The sequence below is a fragment of the Solwaraspora sp. WMMA2056 genome, assembly GCF_030345095.1.
Classification (GTDB): domain Bacteria; phylum Actinomycetota; class Actinomycetes; order Mycobacteriales; family Micromonosporaceae; genus Micromonospora_E.
The window spans coordinates 4,670,183-4,687,075 of sequence record NZ_CP128360.1; the positions used below are offsets into that span (position 1 = coordinate 4,670,183).

The 16,893-nt window shown below is 72.3% G+C and carries 14 protein-coding genes; 2 read left to right on the forward strand and 12 right to left on the reverse strand.

The window, feature by feature from the left end:
• Window positions 1–142: 142 nt before the first annotated feature.
• The 6 genes from O7608_RS21075 to kdd are packed head-to-tail and all read right to left on the reverse strand — an operon-like array spanning window position 143 to window position 6,997.
• Complete coding sequence (locus O7608_RS21075; protein WP_289206251.1) at window positions 143–1,576, reverse strand: glutamate mutase L; 1,434 nt, start codon at window positions 1,574–1,576, stop codon at window positions 143–145.
• Entirely contained in the window at window positions 1,573–1,971 is a 399-nt protein-coding gene (kal, locus tag O7608_RS21080) for a 3-aminobutyryl-CoA ammonia lyase (RefSeq protein WP_289206252.1), read from the reverse strand. Before kal ends, O7608_RS21075 begins: the two co-directional genes overlap by 4 nt.
• Entirely contained in the window at window positions 1,968–2,726 is a 759-nt protein-coding gene (gene kamE / locus O7608_RS21085; RefSeq protein WP_421361198.1) for a lysine 5,6-aminomutase subunit beta, read from the reverse strand. Before kamE ends, kal begins: the two co-directional genes overlap by 4 nt.
• On the reverse strand, window positions 2,710–4,302 hold the full coding sequence (gene kamD / locus O7608_RS21090) for a lysine 5,6-aminomutase subunit alpha (protein WP_289206253.1): 1,593 nt from the start codon (window positions 4,300–4,302) through the stop codon (window positions 2,710–2,712). The genes kamE and kamD overlap by 17 nt, the downstream gene beginning before the upstream one ends.
• Complete coding sequence (locus O7608_RS21095; protein WP_289206254.1) at window positions 4,299–5,942, reverse strand: amidohydrolase; 1,644 nt, start codon at window positions 5,940–5,942, stop codon at window positions 4,299–4,301. Before O7608_RS21095 ends, kamD begins: the two co-directional genes overlap by 4 nt.
• A 5-nt stretch (window positions 5,943–5,947) precedes the next feature.
• A complete protein-coding gene (gene kdd / locus O7608_RS21100) occupies window positions 5,948–6,997 on the reverse strand; it encodes an L-erythro-3,5-diaminohexanoate dehydrogenase (protein WP_289206255.1) in 1,050 nt (349 codons plus the stop codon).
• Window positions 6,998–7,135: 138 nt separating this feature from the next.
• Here kdd and O7608_RS21105 point away from each other — a divergent pair, with 138 nt between their 5' ends.
• Window positions 7,136–8,518, forward strand: a complete 1,383-nt coding sequence (locus O7608_RS21105) for a KamA family radical SAM protein (RefSeq protein ID WP_289206256.1) — start codon at window positions 7,136–7,138, stop codon at window positions 8,516–8,518.
• Between the two features lie 85 nt (window positions 8,519–8,603).
• Here the strand turns inward: O7608_RS21105 and O7608_RS21110 are convergent, their stop codons facing one another.
• From O7608_RS21110 to O7608_RS21125, 4 genes are all read right to left on the reverse strand, one after another.
• A complete protein-coding gene (locus O7608_RS21110) occupies window positions 8,604–8,798 on the reverse strand; it encodes a CsbD family protein (protein ID WP_289206257.1) in 195 nt (64 codons plus the stop codon).
• A gap of 194 nt (window positions 8,799–8,992) precedes the next feature.
• Window positions 8,993–9,436, reverse strand: coding sequence for an Lrp/AsnC family transcriptional regulator (locus O7608_RS21115; RefSeq protein WP_289206258.1), 444 nt, complete (start codon window positions 9,434–9,436; stop codon window positions 8,993–8,995).
• A 75-nt stretch (window positions 9,437–9,511) separates the two neighbouring features.
• Entirely contained in the window at window positions 9,512–10,654 is a 1,143-nt protein-coding gene (locus O7608_RS21120) for an acyl-CoA dehydrogenase family protein (RefSeq protein WP_289206259.1), read from the reverse strand.
• Between the two features lie 81 nt (window positions 10,655–10,735).
• Window positions 10,736–11,881: a DUF4037 domain-containing protein gene (locus O7608_RS21125; protein ID WP_289206260.1), complete on the reverse strand. Its 1,146-nt coding sequence runs from the start codon at window positions 11,879–11,881 to the stop codon at window positions 10,736–10,738.
• Window positions 11,882–11,963: 82 nt separating this feature from the next.
• Between O7608_RS21125 and O7608_RS21130 the strand changes: the two genes are divergently transcribed.
• Window positions 11,964–12,971 carry a 5'-3' exonuclease gene (locus O7608_RS21130; protein WP_289206261.1) on the forward strand — a complete coding sequence of 336 codons (1,008 nt, stop codon included), beginning with the start codon at window positions 11,964–11,966 and terminating at the stop codon, window positions 12,969–12,971.
• On the opposite strand, the gene O7608_RS21135 is transcribed toward O7608_RS21130, so the two are convergent.
• Both O7608_RS21135 and O7608_RS21140 read right to left on the reverse strand, forming a co-directional pair.
• A complete protein-coding gene (locus O7608_RS21135; protein WP_289206262.1) occupies window positions 12,942–13,841 on the reverse strand; it encodes an MHYT domain-containing protein in 900 nt (299 codons plus the stop codon). The two genes, O7608_RS21130 and O7608_RS21135, sit on opposite strands and share 30 nt — an antisense overlap.
• A 181-nt stretch (window positions 13,842–14,022) precedes the next feature.
• Window positions 14,023–16,803: a DEAD/DEAH box helicase gene (locus tag O7608_RS21140; RefSeq protein ID WP_289206263.1), complete on the reverse strand. Its 2,781-nt coding sequence runs from the start codon at window positions 16,801–16,803 to the stop codon at window positions 14,023–14,025.
• Window positions 16,804–16,893: the final 90 nt, after the last annotated feature.

Below are 16,893 nucleotides of genomic sequence, written 5' to 3' on the forward strand. Positions count from 1 at the left end.
GACACCACCTGTGGCTGACCCACAAGTGGCCCACCCGCACTGCGACACACGTCGCTCGGCCAGCGGACGAAGAAACGAAGCGAACATCAGCCGCTTCCCGTGGTAGGACTCAAAGACGGTACGCGCCAGACCCCCCGTGCTGTCAACCCGACCCAGGGCATCGACCACCACCTACCGCGTGTCGACCGGCGTGTCCCCGCCGACCACCGGCCGCCACCCCCGGCACCGCCACCACATGACGCTCCAGCAGACCCGCCGCCGCCTGCGGAAACTCCCCCGCCAGCAGACCCGCCGCCGCCAACACGTACGACGTGTCGACCACCGGCACCGCCGCCCGCGGCACCAGCCAGCCGCCACCCCGGTCGTCGACCAGCCGCCGCAACACCCCACCCGCGTCGGCCCCCGCCGCGTGCCGCAACACCCCACCCGAACCCACCAGCCACCGCACCCGCCGCAGATCCCGACCACCGCCCGGCTCCTGCCCGCCCCCGCGCGCGTGCCGACGCACCGCCACCACCGCCGCCAACTCCACCAGCCGCAGATCCACCGCCCGACCCGCCGCATCGACCGGCACCAGACCCGGACACGCCACCCGCCGCGCCGCCAACGGCGTCAACACGGCCGCCTCCTCATCACCGACCAGACGCTCCGCCACCGCCGCGGCCACCACACCCGCCGCACCCGCCCGCACCCCCAGATCGCCCTCCACCGTGCGGGCCTGACCCCACCAGCCGGCCACCTCCGGCGTCGGCACCGGCTCGGCACCCGCCGGCTCACCGTCCGGCGCCACCACCGAATACACGTCCGTCGTCGCCCCACCCACATCGACCACCAGCACATCGCCCCCCACCCGGTCAGCGAGGACCCCCACCCCCGACACCACCGCGTCCGGCGTCGCCGCCCGCACCCTCGATGCGAACCGGCCGTCACGCGACAACCCCGAACCGCCGATCACATGCCGCAGAAACACCTCCCGCACCGCCGCCCGCGCCGCCGCCGGCGACAACACCCCCAACCGGGGAAGCACGTTGTCCGCCACCGTCACCGCCACCCCCGCCGCCCGCAACGCGGCGGCCGCCGCCGCCCGCCCCTGCACGTTGCCCGCCACCACCACCGGCGAAGACATCCCCGCCGACGCCAACCGCGCCGCGTTGTGCAGCAGCACCTCCACGTCACCGCCGTCGGTCCCGCCGACCAGCAGCACCACATCCGGTGCCGCCGCCCGCAGCCGCGCCACCTCCGGCGCGTCCAACCGGCCCGCCGCCACATGCACCACCCGCGCACCCGCCGACAACCCCACCCGGACCCCCGCCCGCGCCGTCACCAACGGCTCGTACCCCACCACCGCCAACCGCAGCCCACCACCCGCCGACGAACACACCAGCCACGGCGCACCCCGCACCCCGCCCGGCACCCGCGCCTCCGCCGCCGTCACCGCCGCCGCGAGGCCCTCCCACACATCCGAGGCCACCGTCGTCGGATGCGCCGCCGACGCCAGCAACGCCCCGTCGGCCGTGTCGACCACCACGACCTTCGTCACCGTCGACCCGACATCGGCACACACCGCCACGCTCATCCGGCACCACCCGCCGCCGGCACCACCACCGTCCCCGACGCCGTCACCGCCACCAACGGCGGCACCACCACCCGCGCCGCCGACACCGACAGGTCAGGCCGCCCCCGACACACCACCGCGCATTCGAACCGCACCGACCGGCTGCGGACCCCCACCCGTACCACCGTCCCGGTCGCCTCCACCACGTCCCCGGCCCGCACCGGCGCCACGAACCGCACCTCGTCGTAGCCCGCGAACAACCCCTCGTCGCCGTCACCCCGGATACACAACTCCGTCGCCACGTCACCGAACAGACCCAGCACGTATGCGCCGTCGACCAGACCACCCGCGTAGTGCGCATGCCCGTACGGCACGTACCGCCGATGCGTCACCGACAACCCGACCACCGCGCTCACGACGCCGCCACCCGCCCCCGCGCCACCACCGCGTGCACCAGATAACTCGCCACCTCACGCGGTGTCGCACCCCGACCGAAGATCCGGTCCACCCCCAGCTCCCGCGCCATCAGCTCGTCGAACCGGGGACCACCGACCACCAGCAACGGCCGCCGCGACGCCGGCACCGCCTCCCGCACCGCCGCCGACAACTCCCGCACATTGTGCAAATGCGCATCGCGCTGCGTCACCACCTGGGAAACCAGGACCGCGTCCGCGTCCACCCGCACCGCCTCCTCCACCAACTCGGCCACCGACACCTGCGCCCCCATGTTCACCACCGCGAACTCCCGGTAGTACTCCAGACCCTTCTCCCCCGCGATCCCCTTCACGTTGAGAATCGCGTCGATGCCGACCGTGTGCGCGTCCGTACCGATACACGCCCCCACCACCGACAACCGACGCCCCAACCCGCCCCGCACCGCCGCGTTGACCTCCCTGGCCGCCAACAACGGAAAGTCCCGCTCCACCACCCGCACCGCCGACAGATCCACCAGATGACGCACCCGCCCGTACACCACGAAGAACGTGAACCCCTCCCCGACCGGCGCCGCGTGCACCACCATCACCGCCTCCAGCCCCATCTTCTGCGCCAACTGCGCCGCCGCGCCCTCCGCCCGCTTACCCGCCGGCACCGGCAACGTGAACGACACCTGCACCATCCCGTCACCGGTCGTGTCCCCGTACGGACGCACCACCTCAGCCACCGACACCACCACCCACCGGCTCCGCCAACAACTCCGACACCGGATTGACGTACCCGTCGGCCTGCACCACGACCCCGTCACGGCCCTTACCGCCATCCACCGGCCGACGCATCACCCCGAACGTGCCGTCGGCGATCGCCGACAACAACGACCCGTCGACGATCCGCTCCAACAACTCCACCGCCTCACCCAGCACCTGCCCGGCCCGCCGCTGAATGAACCCACCCGGCGCCGGAACGAAATCCTCCGCCAACCCCCCGGCCGCACCCAGCACGTACCGCACGTTCTGCAACGCGATGTCCCGGTCACTCAGCCACGGCGTCGCCACCGCCTCCGTCATCATGCCGACCAGCAGAATCCCCTGCCCCGTCAACACCCCCGCCAAATTGAAAAACCCGTTCAAAAGATTCCCCCGGAACACGTCACCGGTCATGTGCCGGGTCGGCGGCATCCACTTCAACGGCGCATCCGGAAACAACTCCCGCGCCAACAACGCATGCGCCAGCTCCAACCGGAACGACTCCGGCACCGACGGATCGATCTCGAACGCGTGCCCCAGCCCCAACTGCCAGTCCGCCAACCCCGCCTCACGGGCGAAGAACTCGTTCAGCAGCTGCGACACCGTCACCGTATGCGCCGCCTCCACCGCATCCGCCGTCGTCAGATAATTGTCCTCACCAGTGTTGATGATGATGCCCGCCCGCGCATGCACCTGCCGCGAAAACCGCTGATCCACGAACGTCCGCACTGGATTGATGTCCCGGAACAAGATCCCGTACATCGAATCGTTCAACATCATGTCCAGCCGTTCCAGACCGGCCAACGCCGCCATCTCCGGCATACACAGACCCGACGCGTAATTCGTCAACCGCACATACCGGCCCAGCTCAGCCGACACCTCATCCAACGCCGCCCGCATCAACCGGAAGTTCTCCTGCGTCGCGTACGTCCCCGCGAACCCCTCCCGCGTCGCCCCCTCCGGCACATAGTCCAACAACGACTGCCCCGTCGACCGGATCACCGCGATCACATCCGCACCGGCCCGCGCCGCCGCCTGCGCCTGCGGCACATCCTCATGGATGTCCCCCGTCGCCACGATCAGATACACCCACGGCCGCCGCGGCGGATCACCCCACCGCGCCACCAGCCGCTCCCGATCCCGCCGCGCCGCGTCCACCCGCCCCACCCCGACCGCCGCCGCAGACCGCGCCCACCGCCGCGCCGCCCGCGCCGCCGCACCCGAGGGCACCTCGAACCGCGCCCCACCCGACGCCGCCTCCTGCGCCAACCGGATCAACGCCGCCCCGTCCACCCGCGACCCTCCACCCCGCAGCACCGCGTCACACACCGGCACCGCCACCCCGTACCCCAAACCCACCTGGTCCGCCACCGCGTCCACCAACCGGTTCACCCACGGAATCCCCTCCGCGTCCGCCCCGGCCACCCCCATCAACCGCAGCACCGCCCGCTCCACCGACACCGTCGTACGGCTCCGCGCCAACTCCACCACCGGCGCCCCCGCCCGCGCCGCCAACTCCCGTGCCCGCGCCACCACCACCGGGTCCAGGCCCAACACCCCGCTCACCCCGCACCCACCGCGACCTGCTCCGCCGCCACGAAGATCTCCCGCCCCCGCGACACCGTCCGCAGACACCTCGGCAACGGCGTCGGATCCGCCGGACCCCACACCGCCGGATCGTCCGCCAGCACCACCGGCAACCCCTGCGGCGACACCCCCGCCGGAGCCGACCACACCGCGAACGTCGCCGCCGCACCCAACGCCAACACCCCCTCCCGGGACGCGTCCACCACCCCCGGCGGCAACGCCCGCCACCCACCCCGGGTATGCGCCGCGAACGCCGACCGCACCGCCAACCGCGACGCCGGATTGAAATGCGCCGCCGCCGCCCGCACCGCACCCCACGGATCCAGCGGCGTCACCGGCGAATCCGACCCGAACGCCAACGGCACCCCCACCCCGTGCAGCACCGCGAACGGATTCGACGCCAACGCCCGCTCCACCCCCAACCGGGCCGCGTACATCTGCCCGTCACCACCCCACAACCGGTCGAACGCCGGCTGCACACTCGCCACCACCCCGAACTCCACGAACGCCGCCACCACCCGCCGATCCGGCAACTCCACATGCTCCACCCGGTGCCGACCCGCCCGCAGCCGCTCCACGCCGACCTGACGCGCCGCCGCCGCGAACCCGTCCGCCACCACCGACAACGCCGCGTCACCGATCGCGTGGAACCCACCCTGCACCCCCGACCGGACGCACTCCACCAGATGCGCCGCCACCTGATCCGCCGTCAGGAAACACCGGCCACAACCGTCCCGGTCCACATACGGCCGCGACACGTACGCCGTACCCGAACCGAACGCACCATCGACGAACAGATCACCCCCCGCACCCACCGCACCCAGCTCCCGCGCCCGCGCCACCCCCATCAACTCGCCCCAGTAGCCGTACACCTCCGGCAGCCCGTCCCCCGACATCGCCAACACACCGGCGAAATCCGCCTCCGACGAGATCACCGGACCACCACACTCGTGCACCGCCGCGATCCCCGCCCGCGCCGCCGACTCCAACGCCGCCCGCTGCGCGCCCGCCCGCTGCACCGCACCCAACGCACCGAACGCCACCGCCCGCACCGCATGATGCGCATCCGCCCGCACCCAACCCGACACCCCGCCCGCCGCCAGCACGTCCGCCTCGGTCGTCGGCGCCGTCGGCACCGCCGCCAGCAGCGCCTGCGACACCAACGCCGAATGCATCGACGCCTGCGACAGATACACCCGCCGACCACCAGCCGCACTCGACAACTGCCCCGCGTCCGGCGGCACCGCCCGCTCCCACGTCGACTCGTCCCAGCCGTGCCCCAGCACCACCGCGTCACCCGGCAGCCCCGCCGCGAACCCCGCCACCCGGTCCAGCAGCTCCTGCGGCGACCGCACCGCCGACAGGTCCAGCCCGCCCGACACCAGACCGGTGTCCGTCACATGCACATGGGCGTCCACGAACGCCGGCGTCACCACCGCCCGGTCCAGCTCCACCACCACATCGGCCCGGGGCGCGTCCGCATCCACCCCCAGCCAGGCGATCCGGCCGTCGCGCACCAGCAACGCCGTCGCCCCCGGCTGCGCCGGACAGTACAACCGGCCACCCCGGTACAGCACCGCAGGCAGATCGGCACCGGACACCATCGCAGGATTCGTCATGACGATCAGTCTGCCGCCAGCCGGGCCTCGAACAACGCCCGAACCCCCGGCTCGGCACGCAGCAGCCCCACCGCGAACTCCGCATGACCCGGCACGAACCCGTTACCGACCAGCATCGTCACATCCGCTGCCAGCCCCTCGGCACCCAACGCCGCCGCCGCGAAGCTCGTCGCCATCGAGAAGAACACCACCGTCCCACCATCGGCGGTCGCCAGCACCGCCCCGTGCTCACAACCGGGGACGTCGACACAGACCACCGTCACATCGGCCCCGCCGCCCAGAACCTCGCGCACGGCGGCCGACACCGCCACCGGATCCCGCGCGTCCGCCACCACCACCGCCGACGCCAGACCGGTCGCCGCCAGCCGGTCACGCTCCGCCCCGGTCGGCACCACCCCGACCGTACGGGCGGCACCCGCCCGCCGCGCCGCCGCCACCGCCAGGCAGCCACTCTTGCCCGCCGCCCCCAGCACCGCCACCGACAGCCCCGCGCGTGGGTCCGCCGGCACCTGCCGGCGGACCACCCGGTCGGTCAACGCCGGCGCACCACACACGTCGAACACCGCCAACGCCAACCGGTCCGGCAGATCAGCCGGCAGCGGAGCCACCACGGTACGGCCGAACAGGATCGCGTGGCCCGTACACGGCACCTGCTCCCCGGTACCGTCCCAACCCGCCAGCCCGTCGGTGACCACCAACGGCGTCAACGTCAACGAGACCAGGCTGGCCACCCGCTGCCCCACCCGCACACCGGCGCTCGACCGGGGACCGACCGCGTCGACCGTGCCGATCAGCATCCCACCGGAGCCGGTCACCGGGTTGTGCATCTTCCCCCGCCGCGCGATGATCCCCGCGACCTCGGCACGCACCGCCGCGCCGTCACCGCCGTGCGCCTCGCGCAGTTGGCGGAAGCTCGCCGCGTCGAGGTTGAGCCGCTCCACCCGGATCCGGATCTCGTCGTCGGCGATCCGGGGATCGGTGTCCAACCGCCAGGCCGCCTGCGGCAACGCGCCGACCGGCTCGCGTACCCGATGCAGACCGACCGGCGACGACACCGCACCCTCCCTCGCAGCAGACCCGCCTGCCGTCAAGAACCTCAACCTGGACCTGACAAGACGGGAAGTCTTCCGGCAGAATAGTGGTCCAGCGAAAAGATATCCAGATGCCTTCGAGGTCGGCCCGCAGGAGCACACATGCCGCAACCCATCTCGGCCGCGACCACCTCGGCCACCCCGCACCAGCCGTACGCCTACCGCCGACGCCCCCTCGTCGAACCCGACTGGACCCGGCTGCCCGGATGGCGGCACGTCACGACCGACGAGTGGCACTCCGCCCAGTGGCAGCGGGCCCACTGCGTCAAGACCGTCGCCCAGCTACGCGCCGTCCTCGACGACCTGGCCGACGACAGCTTCTACGCCGACCTCGCCGCCGACCAGACCGGCAACGCCACGATGTCGATGCTCATCACCCCACAGATGATCAACACGATGGTCCCCGACCGGACCCCCGACACCGACTCGCTGCGCGCCGACCCCGTCCGCCGCTACATGCTCCCGCTGGCCAGCGACCGCCGCACCGACTGGCCGTCCCACCCGTACGCCAGCCGCGACTCGCTGCACGAACACGACATGTGGGTCGCCGAGGGCCTCACCCACCGCTACCCCACCAAGGTCCTCGCCGAACTCCTCGCCACCTGCCCGCAGTACTGCGGGCACTGCACCCGGATGGACCTCGTCGGCAACTCCACCCCCACCGTCGACAAACTCCGGCTCACCCTGCGGCCCGCCGCCCGCTACCAGGCCCAACTCGACTACCTGCGTACCCACCCGCAGGTACGCGACGTCGTCGTGTCCGGCGGCGACGTGGCGAACCTGCCCTGGCGACACCTCGAGAGCTACCTGCAGGGCCTGCTCGACATCGACACCGTCCGCGACATCCGGCTGGCCACCAAGGCGTTGATGGGGCTACCACAGCACTGGCTGCAACCCGACGTCGTGGCCGGCCTGGAACGGGTCGCCCGGACCGCGGCCAGCCGCGGCGTCAATCTGGCCATCCACACCCACGTCAACCATGCCCAGTCGCTCACCCCACTGGTCGCCCGCGCCGCGCAGACCGCCCTCGACGTCGGCATCCGCGACGTCCGCAACCAGGGTGTGCTGATGCGCGGTGTCAACGCCGACCCCGACTCCCTGCTCGACCTCTGCTTCGGGTTGCAGGGCGAAGCCGGCATCCTGCCCTACTACTTCTACCTGTGCGACATGATCCCCAACGCCGAACACTGGCGGGTCCCGGTCGCCGCCGCCCAGCAACTGCAGCACGACATCATGGGCTACCTGCCCGGCTATGCCACCCCGCGGATCGTCTGCGACGTCCCCCTCGTCGGCAAACGGTGGGTGCACATGCACACCGAGTACGACCGGGAACACGGCATCTCCTACTGGACGAAGAACTACCGCACGTCGCTCGACGGCGACACCGACGACGCCCTCGACCGCCGCTACCCCTATTACGACCCGATCGACACGCTGCCGGAGTCCGGCCAGCGGTGGTGGCGCCGGCAGCGGAACCAGGCCTGAGACCGCCGGACGAAGGCCTGGCACGGAATCGGCCGGGCGGCCCCGTCACGGGGCCGCCCGGCCGATTCGATATCGACGCGCCTACTCAGGCACCGAACGCGTCCTTCACGTTGCGCCCAGCGTCCTTGGCGTGCTCGCCGGCCTGCTTGGTGCGCGCCTTACTCGCCTCCGCCGCACCTTCGGCCCGCATCTGCTCGTTGTCCGTGGCCGCGCCGTAGCGCTCCTTCGCCTGTCCCTTGAGCTCCTCGGCCTTGTTGCGCGCCTTGTCGGTCATGCTCATGGTGGTCACTCCTTCAGGTGCATCGGGTCGGCCGGTACTCCGCCTGTGCTTCCTGAGTTCCCCCGCTCAGTGCTGCCCAAACGAGTGTCGTGAGGGTGTGCCGGTTGGCACGCCCTCTAAGGCATCCTAGGATGATAGGTTGTTGGGGATCGGCACAGTGACCGCCGGCCCGATGCCGGATGCGTACCTGCCGGTCAGGTCAGCCGGGGCGGACGGGCCTCGTACGGCGTGGACAGCACCACGGTGGTCCGGGTCGTCACGTTGGCCGCGGTCCGGATCTCCTGCAGCAACCGTTCCAGCTCCGCCGGGCTACCCACCCGCACCAGCAGCAGGTAGAAGTCCTCCCCCGCCACCGAGTAGCACGAGTCGATCTCGGCCAGGTGCGACAACCGCTCCGGGGCGTCGTCAGGCTGCGACGGATCGAGCGGCCGGATCGCCACGAACGCACTCAGCGGCAGACCCACCGCCTCGTAGGACACCCGCGCCGCGTACCCCTTGACGACGCCCCGCTGCTCCAGGCGCCGGACCCGCTGATGGACCGCCGACACCGACAGACCCACCCGCTCGGCGAGGTCGGTGTACGACACCCGGCCGTCAGTGGTCAACGCGGTGACAATGGCGCGATCGGTCTCCTCCACGGCGGCAAACCTACCGCCGCCGCCCGGTGCGCGCGAGGCCGATACCCGCGTCGAGCGGACTCCCCCGCGCAGGTCTCAGTCCCGGGCGAGGGCGCGGGAGATCACCACCCGTTGGATCTGGTTCGTGCCCTCCACGATCTGCAGCACCTTCGCCTCCCGCAGATAGCGCTCCACCGGGTGGTCGCTGACGTAGCCGTACCCGCCGAGCACCTGGACCGCGTCGACCGTGACCCGCATCGCGACGTCCGTGGCGAACAGCTTCGCCTTCGCCGACTCGACCGCGTACGGTCGACCGGCGTCGCGCAACCGGGCGGCGGCCAGGGTCAACGCCCGCGCCGCCGACACCTGGGTCGCCATGTCGGCGAGCAGAAACCCGAGGCCCTGCAGATCGATGATGCGGCGACCGAACTGCTCCCGCTCACGGGCGTAGCCGACCGCGTGGTCCAGCGCCGCCTGGGCCAGGCCCACCGCACAGGCCGCGATCCCCAATCGGCCGCCCGCCAGCGCCGACATCGCCACCGTGAAGCCCTGGCCGGGCTCGCCCACCACCTGGTCGGTCGACACCCGGGCGTCGTCGAAGACCAACTGCGCCACCGGCGACGAACGCAGGCCCATGGTCCGCTCCGCCGGCTGCGCGGCCATCCCCGGCGTACCGGCGGGAACCAGCAGGCAGGAGATCCCGCCCGCTCCCGGACCACCGGTCCGGCAGAAGACGTTGTAGAAGTCGGCCACCGCGGCGTGGGTGATCCACGCCTTCGTCCCGGACACCACGTAGTCGGCACCGTCGCGGACCGCCCGGGTGGTCAACGCCGCCGCGTCCGAGCCGCCCTGCGGCTCGCTGAGGCAGTACGCACCGAGCAGGTCCCCGCCGAGCATCTCGGGCAACGCCTTGCGCTGGCGTTCGCTGCCGAACTCGGCGACCGGACCGCAGGACAGGGTGTGCACGCTCACCGCCTCGGCGACGGCCAGCCACCGGCTCGCCAGCACCTCCAGCACCTGCAGGTAGACCTCGTACGGCTGGCCACCGCCACCGTCGGCCTCGGCAAACGGCAGCCCCAGCAGGCCCGCGCGGCCCAAGGTCCGGAGCACCTCGCGGGGAAACTCGCCGCGCGACTCGAAGTCGTCTACCCGACCGGCCAGCTCCCGGTCGGCGATCTCGGTGGTCAACTCGATCAGGTCGTACGCCTCCGGGGAGGGCAGGATCCGTTCGACGGTCATCTCAGGGCGCTCCTGGGTGGTGAGCGGGTCCGACGCCGACCACGGTGGTGGTCGGCGGTGCCGCGACGACACCCTGCAAGCTTAACGTTCGTTTGGTAGCGGGACGGACGAGTGCAGACCGAGCGCGGTCGCCACCAGCGGCCGGGTCCACGCCACGTCGGTCAACAGCCCGGTATGGTCGACGAACTGGTCCACCCCGCCCAGCGCCGGCAGCGCACGCAGCCGGGCGTCGCCGATCGCCGCGCGCAACGCCCGGACGAACCGACCGGCGTCGAGCACCAGGAACGGCCGGTCGTGGAACGGACGTACGGTCGGCTCCACCGGGTCGGCCAGCCCCAGGGCGTTGGTCCGCGCCGCCAGCAACTCGTACGCCCGGCACAGCTGCCCGGTACGGACCTGCCAGCTGTCCGTCGTCGCCGCCACCGACAACACCCCCGCCAGGCCATCGACGTCGGGCAGGCGGGCGAACGCCGTGCCCAACCATTTGCCGTACGGCGGATAGCGCTGGCCGACCAGCAACGCCAGCCGCATCAGGTCACGGATCAACCGGGCGGCCACCACCGCGCCGCCGATCTCGTCGCCCACCTCACCGCACCGACCGACGAACGGCTCCTCGCCGGCGACCCGCGACCAGCCGGCCGCCAGGACGTAACGCCACACGTCGTCCGGGTACCAGGCCAACCGGTCCCGTCGGGCACACAGCCCACCGCCGCCACGGTCACCGCCCGATGCCGACGGCCCCACCGGCAGCCCGTCGTGAAACACGTCCCCGCCGGTGAACTCCGCCAGCCGCTGGGTCGGGACCGCGAGCCAGTCCAGCAGCGCCACCCCGGACAGTGGGTCGAAGCCCAGTGCCCGTCGGCACCAGTCGCCGATCCGGGTCACCGTCACCCCGTGCCGGGTCCCGTTCAGCGTCGGCACCCCGAGGCTGCGGGACGCGTCCGGGGTGAACCGGGTCGGAAAGCCCAGGTAGGTCTCCGGCAGGGCGGCACCGACCTCGTCGCGCACCCGGTCGACCAGGTCGGGGCCGGCGTCGTGCAGGAGGATCTGCAGCCGTGGACCCCAGTCGTGGTCGCGGGACCGGACCGTGTCGAATCCGAACAGCTCCGAACCGTTGTCGACGCGCGCCGCGGCGTAGCTCAGCCCCGGAAACCGGGTGGTGAGCACCGGTTCCACCACGTCGTGGTGGAACCGCCGGCTCAGCTCCAGACCAGGCAGGAAGCTCATGTTCGCAGCCTGCCGTACCGGAGCCGGACGTGACCGGCCAACCGGTGGGTCCGGCCCGCATGGTGGGTGCGGGCGCTCAGCGGTGTCGGTGGCGTGTGCGAGGCTGGACCACGTGACCCGACACGACTCCCTGCTGGCGGTCGACGCGCCCAGCCTGTACTTCCGGGCCTACTTCGGGGTGCCCGAGGCCGCCGCCCGCACCGACGCCGGTGAGCCGGTCAACGCGGTGCGCGGCTTTCTCGACATGCTCACCTCGCTGATCACCCGCCGCCGGCCGGGGCAGCTCATCTGCGCGCTCGACCACGACTGGCGACCGGCGTGGCGGGTCGAGCTGCTGGCGACGTACAAGGCCCACCGGGTGGCGCCCGCCGGCGGTGAGATCGTCCCGGACACCCTCGCCCCGCAGGTACCGGTGCTTCTGGAGGTGCTGGCGGCACTCGGCGTACCGGCCGTCGGCGTGGCCGGCTACGAGGCCGACGACGTGCTCGGCACCCTGGCCACCCACCACCGTGGCCCGGTGGAGGTGGTCTCCGGTGACCGGGACCTGTTCCAACTGGTCGACGACGACCACCCGGTCCGGCTGCTCTACGTCGGCCGAGGGGTGGCCAGGCTGGAGGACTGCGACGACGCGGCCGTGCGGGACCGGTTCGGCGTGCCGGCCGACGCGTACGCCGACTTCGCGGCGCTGCGTGGCGACCCCAGTGACGGGCTGCCGGGGGTGCCCGGCGTCGGGGCCAAGACCGCGGCCCGGCTGCTGGAACGCTACGGCGACCTCGCCGGGATGCTCGCCGCGCTCGACGATCCCGCCGCCGGCTTCGCCCCCGGTCTGCGGCGGCGACTGGCCGACGCCCGGGAGTACCTGGCGGTCGCGCCGACGGTGGTCCGGGTCGCCCGCGACGTCGACGTGCCGGCACCGCCGGTACGGCTACCCGCCGCGCCGGCGGACCCGGACCGTCTGATGGCGTTGGCGGCCCGGTGGAACCTCGCCGGATCCTGCCGGCGGCTGGTCGACGCGATGACGCTCGGGCCGGCTACCGCCGAGGCTCCGTCGCCACGGCGGTCAGGCCTGGAACCCGTTGAATCCGCCTGAGCCGCTGGAGGAGTCCCGGTCACCGGTGCCGGCGGCGGATCCACTACGCAGCGGGGTGAAGCCGGTGGGTCGCGCCGGTGCCGGCGGCGGCGCGCTGCGCCGCTGCGCGATCCGCGCGTCCAGGTAGGCGGCCGCAGCCCGGTCCTCCTCGGTGGGCGCGGACAGCACCGCGTACACCAGGCCGATCACCACCAGCAGCACCGCGACGCCGATGGGGACCAGCAGGGTCGCGGCGGTGGCGCCGCTGAGCAGCCCGGTCGGCTCGTGCAGGTGCACCGACATGGCGGTCATTCCGGTGAAGTGCATGCCGTTGACCGCCACGCCCATCAGCAGCGCGGAGCCGGTCATCGCCAGCGGCCGACGGACCGTGACCGCCAGCCACAACGCCACGGTCGCGGCGACCACCGCGATCACCACGGACAACGCGACCCGACCGGCGTCGTAGCCGATGTCGCCGTTGAGTCGCATCGCGGCCATTCCGGTGTAGTGCATCGCCGCCACCCCGAGGCCGGTGAGGACCCCGCCGGAAAGGATCTTCACCAGTGACGGACGGCCGAAACCGACGAGGAACAACCCGAGCCCGACGGCGGCGATGGCGATCACCGCGCTGGCGATGGTGATCGCGATGTCGTAGCGGATCTGGGTGCCGGCCACGCTGAAGCCGAGCATCGCCATGAAGTGCATGGTCCAGATCGCGGTGCCGCCGATCGCGAACGCCGCGAGCACCAGCCACCAGGCCCGGCGACCCGGGGTGTTCGACTCACGGACCCGCACCGCGCAGATCAGACCCAGAAACGAACCGAGCACCGACAGCGCGTAGCTCAGTGTCGGCGTGATGAAGCCGTACTCGAAATGGTTGATCTCTGCCACGTCCGCCCCTTCATGGCCCTGCTCACCGGGCTGTGCTTCCCCGCAGACGATCCTGAGCAGCCAAAAGGCTCTCCGCAAGCGCACGATCGTTGTTTCGAGGGTCCGTGTCGACATCGTGACGTTCCGACGCGGACCGCCGGCCCATCCTGCCACGTACGGCGATCGGCCTGTCGACGGAGGGTCAGTTGACCGTGTTGAACGCCAGCACCCCGCGTTGCAGCGCGGCCACCGCCTGCGCGGCGGTCCTGGTCAGCTGGGGTGACGCGCCGTGCGCCTGGGCGAGCTGCCCGAGCAGGTCCGCCACCTGCCGGGCCCAGCGTACGAAGTCGCCCGCAGGCATCTCCCCGTCCAGGCTGTCCCCACTGGCGAGCACCTTCGCCAGCGGCTCACCGCGCGCCCAGCGGTACACCGGCCAGACGAAACCGAGATCCGGCTCGCGGGTCGATTCCAGCCCGGCGGCGGCCTCGTCCGCCTCCAACTGCGCCCAGATCGCCGCGGTCGCCTCGATCGCCGCCGTCACCGGCCCTCGGGGCAGGGCCGCCCGCTCGTCGGTGTCCCGACGGGCCTCGTACACCAGCACCGACACGGCCGCGGCCAGCTCCGCCGGTGCCAGGCCGTCCCAGACGCCCCGGCGCAGGCACTCCGCGACCAGCAGGTCGGTCTCGGCCCAGATCCGGCCGAGCATCCGGCCCGCGTCGCTGACCGTACCGTCGGCGCTGAGGTAGCCACGCGCGGTGAGCAACCCGCAGACCCGGTCGAAGGTACGGGTCAGCGACCCGGTCCGGCCCGCCACCCGGTCACGCAGCTCGTCGGTGTCTCTGGCCAGGCGACGCCGCCGCTCCGCCCACCGGGCGTGTTCCTCCCGGTCCGGGCAGCCGTGGCACGGATGCCGGCGCAGCTCGGCCCGCAGCTGCACGACCCGGTCGTCGGCCCCGTCGTCGCCGCCCCGGCCCCGCCGCCGACCGCCGTGGCGGTGCAGGCCGGTGCCGGCGACCGCCGACGCCAGGTCCCGGCGAGCCGCCGGGGACCGGTGGTTGAAGTGCTTCGGTACGCGGATCCGGGTCAACACCTCGGCCGGCACGGTGAAGTCGCTGGCCGCCACCCGGCCGGCCCAGCGGTCCTGGGTCAGCACCAGCGGACGTGGCTCGCCGAACCCGCCCGTGTCGGGATCCAGGACCACCGCCAGGCCGGCGCGACGGCCCGACGGCACCCGGATGACGTCACCGACCCGCAACCGCTGCAGCGAGTCCGCCGCCGCCGCACGCCGCTGCTGCTGGCTGCGGCGGGCCAACTCCCGTTCCCGGTCGGCGATCGCCACCCGCAGGTCGAAGTACTCGTCGAAGTCACCAAGGTCACAGCTGACCTCGACGCCGTACGCCTCGATGGCCTCGGTGTTGCGCTGCACCTGGCGGGCCAGGCCGACCACCGACCGGTCCGCCTGGAACTGGGCGAACGACGACTCCAGCAGCTCGCGGGCGGCGTCCGCGCCGACCGAGCCGACCAGGTTGACCGCCATGTTGTACGACGGCCGGAAACTCGATCGCAGCGGGTAGGTACGCGTCGACGCCAGACCGGCGACGTGCCGCGGGTCGACCTCGGGGGACCACACCACCACGGCGTGGCCCTCCACGTCGATACCGCGCCGACCGGCCCGCCCGGTGAGCTGGGTGTACTCGCCCGGGGTCAGGTCGACGTGGGCCTCACCGTTGAACTTGACCAGCCGCTCCAGCACCACGCAGCGGGCCGGCATGTTGATACCCAGCGCCAACGTCTCGGTGGCGAAGACCGCCTTGATCAGGCCCCGGACGAACAACTCCTCGACGACCTCCTTGAACGCCGGCAGCATCCCGGCGTGGTGGGCCGCCAGGCCCCGCTCCAACCCGTCGAGCCACCCCCAGTAGCCGAGCACGGACAGGTCCTCGGCCGGCAGGTCGGCCAGCCGCGACTCCGCCACCCGGCGGATCTCCACCCGCTCGTCGGGCGTCGTGAGCCGCAACCCCGACGCCAGGCACTGGGCGACCGCGGCGTCACAGCCGGCGCGGCTGAACACGAACACGATCGCCGGCAGCAGCCCTTCCCGGTCGAGACGCTCGATCACGTCGGCGCGGGCCGGCGGACGCCAGCGCGGGCCACGCCCACCGGAGCGGCCCCAGCCCGGCCCGTGGGTGCGGCCGTCGCCGAGCTCGAGCCGGCGCAGCATCTCCCGGCTGTAGCGCACCAGCTCCGGATGTACGTCGTGTTTGCGGGCCGCGTCCGCGTCGTGGAACAGGTCGAACATCCGTCGACCGACCAGCATGTGCTGCCACAGCGGCACCGGACGGTGCTCGCTGACCACCACCTCCGTCTCACCCCGCACGGTGACCAGCCAGTCGGCGAACTCCTCGGCGTTGGACACCGTCGCCGACAGCGACACCAGGGTGACCGACGACGGCAGGTGGATGATCACCTCCTCCCAGACCGCGCCCCGGAACCGGTCGGCGAGGTAGTGGACCTCGTCCATCACCACGTACGCGAGACCATCCAGAGTGGCCGATGCTGCGTAGAGCATGTTGCGCAGCACCTCGGTGGTCATCACCACCACCGGCGCGTCACCGTTGATCGCGTTGTCGCCGGTGAGCAGCCCGACGTTCGCCGCGCCGTGGCGGTCCACCAGGTCGTGGTACTTCTGGTTCGACAACGCCTTGATCGGCGTGGTGTAGAAACACTTGCGCCGGTGCCCGTCACCGGTCGACCCGCCCCGTAGGGCCAGATGGACCGCGAACTCGCCGACCACGGTCTTGCCCGCACCGGTCGGCGCGCAGACCAGCACCCCGCTGCCACGCTCCAGCGCCTGGCAGGCCGACCGCTGGAAGTCGTCGAGGTCGAACCCGAGATCGAGGGCGAACTCCCCGAGCGCGGGAAAGGAGGAGGCCTGCGCGGCCCGGCGGCGCGCTGCGGCGTACCGCTCGGCGGGGCTCGACATACCGCAAGATTAATCCCCGCCGTCCGACGACGTACCGCTCAGGGCAACCTGCAGGGCGGATGACCCGGCTCGATAGGGTGCAGGCGTGCC